This is a genomic window from Stenotrophomonas sp. INTA L402-1, assembly GCF_059295135.1.
The window spans coordinates 1-5,668 of record NZ_JCAFWP010000077.1 but is presented as its reverse complement, the minus strand read 5'-3'; the positions used below and the strand labels follow the sequence as shown (position 1 = coordinate 5,668).

At 68.8% G+C, this 5,668-nt stretch carries 6 protein-coding genes and 1 pseudogene; 2 read left to right on the top strand and 5 right to left on the bottom strand.

Features of this window, described 5'->3' with window-relative positions; all coding sequences use genetic code 11:
- Positions 1–216 precede the first annotated feature (216 nt).
- A pseudogene (locus AC5O77_RS21460) lies at positions 217–369 on the bottom strand (formyltetrahydrofolate deformylase); the annotation flags it as partial.
- A gap of 172 nt (positions 370–541) precedes the next feature.
- Entirely contained in the window at positions 542–1,393 is an 852-nt protein-coding gene (gene purU, locus AC5O77_RS21455) for a formyltetrahydrofolate deformylase (protein WP_478058668.1), read from the bottom strand.
- A 114-nt stretch (positions 1,394–1,507) separates the two neighbouring features.
- Between purU and AC5O77_RS21450 the strand changes: the two genes are divergently transcribed.
- Positions 1,508–2,419: a LysR family transcriptional regulator gene (locus AC5O77_RS21450; RefSeq protein ID WP_478058666.1), complete on the top strand. Its 912-nt coding sequence runs from the start codon at positions 1,508–1,510 to the stop codon at positions 2,417–2,419.
- A gap of 3 nt (positions 2,420–2,422) precedes the next feature.
- Here AC5O77_RS21450 and AC5O77_RS21445 read toward each other — a convergent pair whose 3' ends face one another.
- From AC5O77_RS21445 to AC5O77_RS21435, 3 genes are all read right to left on the bottom strand, one after another.
- A complete protein-coding gene (locus AC5O77_RS21445; RefSeq protein ID WP_180838045.1) occupies positions 2,423–3,523 on the bottom strand; it encodes an NADH:flavin oxidoreductase/NADH oxidase in 1,101 nt (366 codons plus the stop codon).
- A 113-nt stretch (positions 3,524–3,636) separates the two neighbouring features.
- The gene (locus tag AC5O77_RS21440) at positions 3,637–4,443 is read right to left on the bottom strand and encodes an NAD-dependent protein deacetylase (RefSeq protein WP_478058665.1); all 807 of its coding nucleotides are present in this window, start codon (positions 4,441–4,443) and stop codon (positions 3,637–3,639) included.
- Between the two features lie 55 nt (positions 4,444–4,498).
- Positions 4,499–4,900 (bottom strand): acyl-CoA thioesterase, encoded by a 402-nt coding sequence (locus AC5O77_RS21435; RefSeq protein ID WP_004153688.1) that lies wholly within the window; start codon positions 4,898–4,900, stop codon positions 4,499–4,501.
- A 152-nt stretch (positions 4,901–5,052) separates the two neighbouring features.
- On the opposite strand from AC5O77_RS21435, the gene AC5O77_RS21430 reads away from it, so the two are divergent.
- A partial coding sequence (locus AC5O77_RS21430; RefSeq protein ID WP_494507141.1) for a LysE family translocator occupies positions 5,053–5,668 on the top strand: 616 nt, incomplete at its 3' end.

Sequence of the window (5,668 nt, the reverse complement as noted above, 5' to 3'; positions counted from 1 at the left end):
GGGGTGGGGGGGTGTGTTTTTTTTAAAAACCACCCCCCCCCGCCGGCGGGGGGGCGGCCCGGCGGGGGGTTTTTTGTTTTTAATAATGGTGGGGGGGGGGGGCCGGGGGGGGCCCCCCACCGGGGGGGTGCTGGGGTGGGCCCGCCGGGCCCCCGCCACAACCGGATCACACCCGTGGTAGCGCCGGGCCATGCCCGGCGGACGCGGGATGGGCGATTACCGGAACACCACCGTGCGATGCCCGTTGAGCAGGATGCGGTGCTCCACATGGCGCCGAACGGCGCGGGCCAGCACCAGCGATTCGGTATCACTGCCCAGCCGCACCAGCTCGCGCGGTGCCATCGCATGGTCCACGCGGGCCACGTCCTGCACGTCGCTTATGCCGCTTGCGCGCTCCTGCCCACAACAACACAATCGATTCATCCAGCCCCCTAACTACGCCCCCCTATAGATCGCGGGACGGCCGAACCGGGGGCTTTTCATTGGATGAAATCAGGATTCGGTAGTGCCGGGCCATGCCCGGCGGACGCGGGATGGGCGATTACCGGAACACCACCGTTCGGTGCCCATTGAGCAGGATGCGGTGCTCCACATGGCGCCGAACGGCGCGGGCCAGCACCAGCGATTCGGTATCGCTGCCCAGCCGCACCAGCTCGCGCGGCGCCATCGCGTGGTCCACGCGGGCCACGTCCTGTTCGATGATCGGGCCTTCGTCCAGATCCTCGGTGACGTAGTGCGCGGTGGCGCCGATGATCTTGACCCCGCGCGCGTGTGCCTGGTGGTACGGCTGCGCGCCCTTGAAGCTGGGCAGGAAGCTGTGGTGGATGTTGATCGCACGGCCGGCCAGCGCGCGGCACAGCGTGGGTGACAGGATCTGCATGTAGCGCGCCAGCACCGCCAGGTCGATGCGCTCGCGCTCGACCAGGTCGATGATCTGCTGCTCCTGCACCGCACGCGTATCGGCGGTCACCGGCAGGTGGTGGAACGGAACCTGGTAGGACGCGGCCAATGGCGCGAAGTCGGCGTGGTTGGACGCTACTGCGGCAATGTCCACCTTCAGCTGGCCGCTGTGGGCACGGAACAGCAGGTCGTTGAGGCAGTGCCCTTGCTTGCTGACCAGCACCAGCAGGCGTGCGCGGCGGCGACCATCATGCAGCTGCCAGTCCATGCCGAAGCCGGCGGCGAGCGTGGCCATGGCGGCGTGCACGGTCTCCAGCGGCAGGCCGGCATCGCGATCGAAATGCACGCGCAGGAAGAAGCGGCCGCTCTCCTCGTCGCCGAACTGCTGGGCGTCGAGAATGTTGCAGCCGTGGTCGAACAGCAGGCCGGATACGCGGTAGACGATGCCGGTACGGTCGGGGCAGGACAGGGTGAGGATGGAATCGGGGCGCATCGCCCGAGTGTAGGGCAGCAGCCTGTCCTCGGGATCGATGGTCACCGATGCAACCGACCTGCTTGGTTCAGTCCCAAGCGATACTTGGCTTTCTCCATGGCAAGCTGGTCGGTCATGAACCTGTTGCAACTGATCCGCAGCTTCACCCGCACCGCAGAGACCGGCAGCATTGCCGCCGCGGCCCGCATCCTTGGCATCAGCGCCACCGCAGTCGGCCAGAACATCAACCGGCTGGAGGCGCATCTGGGCGTACGGTTGCTGAACCGAAGTACGCGGCAGCTGGCGCTCAGCGAGGCCGGCGCGCTGTACCTGGCGCAGGTGCGCCACGTCGAAGCCGACCTGGCGCGTGCACAGGCGATGGTCACCTCTGGTGACATCGAACCGGCCGGGCCACTGCGCATCGCCAGCAGCAGCGCCTTTGGTCGCCACGTGCTTGCCCCCTTGCTGCCGTCGCTGCAGCAGCGCTACCCGCAACTGCAGCTGGAGCTGCGCCTGACCGATCGCGCCGTGCAACACGGCCCGGAAGCGGTGGATGCCAGCATCCGCATCGGAGCACAGCTGGAGGACGGTGTCGTCGCACGGCAGCTGGCGCGCGTGCCGTTCGTGTTCTGCGCCTCGCCGGCCTACCTGAAGGCACACGGCACCCCGCAGCAACCCTCCGAGCTGAGCGGCCATCGCGGGCTGCTGCACCGCTTCCCCACCGATGGCCGGCCGCTGCGCTGGGGCCTGCTGAAGGATGGCCAGCGCGTGGACGCCGCACTGCCGCCGAGCATGGTCTGCGATGACATCGATGCGCTGGCGACGCTGGCCGCAGCCGGTGCCGGCATCACCCGGCTGGCCGCATTCGTGGCCGAGCCGTACCTGCGCGATGGCCGCCTGCAGGCAGTGTTCGGCGCCGACACTGCATGGCGCCCGGAGCCGATGGAGGTCTATTTCTGCGTCAGCGACCGCCGCGATTTCACTGCCAAGATCCGCGCGCTGTTCGAGCACCTGCAGGCCGGCATGGCGCCGGCCTGGCGGGTGTGAGCCTCAGCGCGCCTTGAACACGCCGCGCGCATCGCGCGGCTCGCAGCGCAGGTACTGCGGCGCCGGTTCCACGCTGTCGCGCAATGCGGCGGCGGCATGCCACGGCCAGCGCGGGTCGTAGAGGATGCCGCGCGCCAGGGCTACCGCATCGGCGTGGCGATGGCGCAGGATCGATTCGGCCTGCTCCGGTTCGGTGATCATGCCCACGGCGATGACCGGCATGCGCACCTTGGCCTTGATCGCCGCTGCGAACGGCACCTGATAGCCCGGGCCGACGGTGATCTTCTGGCGCTCGTCCAGGCCACCGCTGGAGACATGCAGGAAGTTGCAGCCGCGCGCGTCCATCACCTGCGCCAGCGCTTCGCTCTGCACCAGATCCCAGCCGCCATCGACCCAGTCGCTGGCGGAGATGCGCACGCCCACCGCGACCTTGTCGGACACTGCCGCACGCACAGCATCGAACACCTCCACCAGCAGGCGCAGGCGGTTCGGCAGCGAGCCACCGTAGCCATCGGTGCGGCGGTTGCTCAGCGGCGACAGGAACTGGTGCAGCAGATAACCGTGCGCGGCATGCAGCTCGATCAGCTCGAAGCCCAGGCGCTCGGCGCGCACCGCACTAGCGGCGAAGGCGGCGATGACCTCGGCGATGCCGGCCTCGTCCAGTTCCTGCGGTGCCGGATCGGCGGCATGGAACGGCAGCGGCGACGGCGCCACGGTGGCCCAGCCACGCGCATCGTCGGCCGGCAACTGGCCACCACCGTCCCACGGACGCCTCACCGAGGCCTTGCGGCCGGCATGGCCCAGCTGGACGCCCAGCGGCATCGGCGACCAGCGGCGGACGCTGGCCAGCACCTGCGCCAGTGCGGCCTCGGTGCCGTCATCCCACAGGCCCAGGTCGGCCCAGCTGATGCGGCCGCGCGGTTCGACCGCGGTGGCTTCCAGGATCAGCAGGCCGGCACCGGACTGCGCCAGGTTGCCCAGATGCATGGCGTGCCAGTCGCTGGCGCGGCCATCTTCGGCGGAGTACTGGCACATCGGCGCGATGACGATGCGGTTGGACAGGGTCAGGGGGCCGAACGAGATCGGCGAAAACAGCTGGCTCAAGACGGTGATGAACGACGTAGGGGGTGCGTATTGCACCGCCGCACGGCCTGCGAATCAACCGTCTGGATGGATCGCTGTTTCGCGGTGGGCGTGCAGCCGAGCGCGTGCTCGGCTCAGGACGAAGCCCACGCGGCCAGCGCCTCGGCGCAGTCCCGTTCATCCTTGAACTGCAGCAGGTCGTCGGCGCGGGTGCGGCCACGGTTCAACGCCGCCACCGGCAGCCCTGCCCTGGCCGCCGCCTGCACGAAGCGGAAGCCGGAATAGACCATCAGCGATGAACCCACCACCAGCACGGCGTCGGCCTGCTGCAGGTGCTCCTGCACCGCCTGCACGCGCTCCCGCGGCACGTTTTCGCCGAAGAACACCACATCCGGCTTCAACAGGCCGCCGCAATACGGGCACTCGGGCACCGCGAACGCGGAGAAATCGGTCTCCAGATCGGCATCACCATCGGGCGCGATGCCTGCCTCCAGCGCATCCCAGCCGGGATTGGCGTCCAGCAGGCGCTGCTGGAAATCCTCGCGGCCGCTGCGACGCTCGCAACCCATGCAGCGCACCAGATTCAAGCGGCCATGCAGGTCGATCACGTTGTGGCTGCCGGCACGCTGGTGCAGGCCGTCCACGTTCTGGGTCAGCAGCACCTGCAGCTTGCCGCGGCTTTCCAGGGCGGCCAGGGCCTGGTGGGTGCCGTTGGGCCGGGCCAGGCCGAAGCGCGGCCAGCCGAGCAGGCTGCGCGCCCAGTAGCGCTGGCGGGTGGCCGCCTCGCCCATGAAGGCCTGGTAGGTCACCGGCGGCGTGCGTTTCCACTGGCCGTCGGCATCCCGGTAATCGGGAATGCCCGAGGCGGTGCTGCAGCCGGCGCCGGTCAGCACGAACAGGCGCTGGGCACGGTCGATGAAGTCGGTCAGTGGCAGGGTCATGACTGCCAGATGGGGGCGCGGCCGCGCCCCCGCAAGCACCGGTCCGTTGGCCGGGTCAGGCCGCCGGCAGCGGCGGTACCGCGATCGGGTGGCCTTCCTCGTCCAGCGCGATCATCACGAAGTGGCCGCGGGTGCACAGCTTGCGCTCGCCGCTGTGCAGGTCTTCGGCGACCAGTTCCACCTCCACCTTCATCGAGCTGCGGCCGACTTCGACGATGCGGCCGATGGTTTCCACCATCTGGCCGATGCGGATCGGCAGCTTGAAGTCGACCTGGTCGCTGCGCGCGGTCACCACGGTGCGGCGCGAGTAACGGGCGGCGGCCAGGAATGCGGCCTTGTCCATCCACGCCAGCGCCTGGCCACCGAACAGGGTGCCAAGGTGGTTGGTGTGGTTGGGAAAGACGATTTCGGCCATGCGCACTTCGGTGGGCGGCACGGTCTCGGGGATGGGGGTCATGGGGGGGCTTCGGTGTGGGGTGCTGCGGATTCTAAGCGACCGGCGTGATGGCCATCGGAATGCACGTGCAACGGTCACCCGGCAGCGGTGCCTGCGCAGGCCGCGCCTGCGGCAGGCGTTACACTGCGCCACGCCCACTGCCAGGACCGCCCATGCCCGCCACTTCCGACCTGCTGGCCTTCGCGCTGGTTTCACTGGCCATGGTGCTCACGCCCGGGCCGAACATGATCTACCTGATCTCACGCTCGATCTGCCAGGGGCCGGTGGCAGGCCTGATCTCGCTGGGCGGGGTGGCGCTGGGCTTCGTGTTCTACATGCTGTGTGCGGCACTGGGCATCACCGCCCTGCTGATGACCGTACCGTTCGCCTACGACGCGCTGCGCATCGGTGGCGCGCTGTACCTGCTGTACCTGGCCTGGCAGGCGCTCAAGCCCGGCGGCCGTTCGCCGTTCGCCGTTCGCGAACTACCGCAGGACAGCCCGCGCAAGCTGTTCACGATGGGCTTCCTGACCAATCTGTTGAACCCGAAAGTGGCTGTGATGTACCTGTCGCTGCTGCCGCAGTTCCTGCATCCGGACGGCGAGGGCAGTGTGCTGATGCAGTCGATCGTGCTGGGCTCCACCCAGATCGCAGTGAGTGTGACCGTGAACGGCATGATTGCGCTGACCGCTGGGAGCATCGCCGGTTTCCTGGCCGCGCGCCCGACCTGGCAGGTGGTGCAGCGCTGGCTGATGGGCACGGTGCTGGCCCTGTCTCTTATACACATCT

Bases quoted from the DNA above. Each gene is read 5' to 3' on its own strand.
- purU (WP_478058668.1), bottom strand. From the start codon at position 1,393: ATGCGCCCCGATTCCATCCTCACCCTGTCCTGCCCCGACCGTACCGGC.
- AC5O77_RS21450 (WP_478058666.1), top strand. From the start codon at position 1,508: ATGAACCTGTTGCAACTGATCCGCAGCTTCACCCGCACCGCAGAGACC.
- AC5O77_RS21440 (WP_478058665.1), bottom strand. From the start codon at position 4,443: ATGACCCTGCCACTGACCGACTTCATCGACCGTGCCCAGCGCCTGTTC.
- AC5O77_RS21435 (WP_004153688.1), bottom strand. From the start codon at position 4,900: ATGACCCCCATCCCCGAGACCGTGCCGCCCACCGAAGTGCGCATGGCC.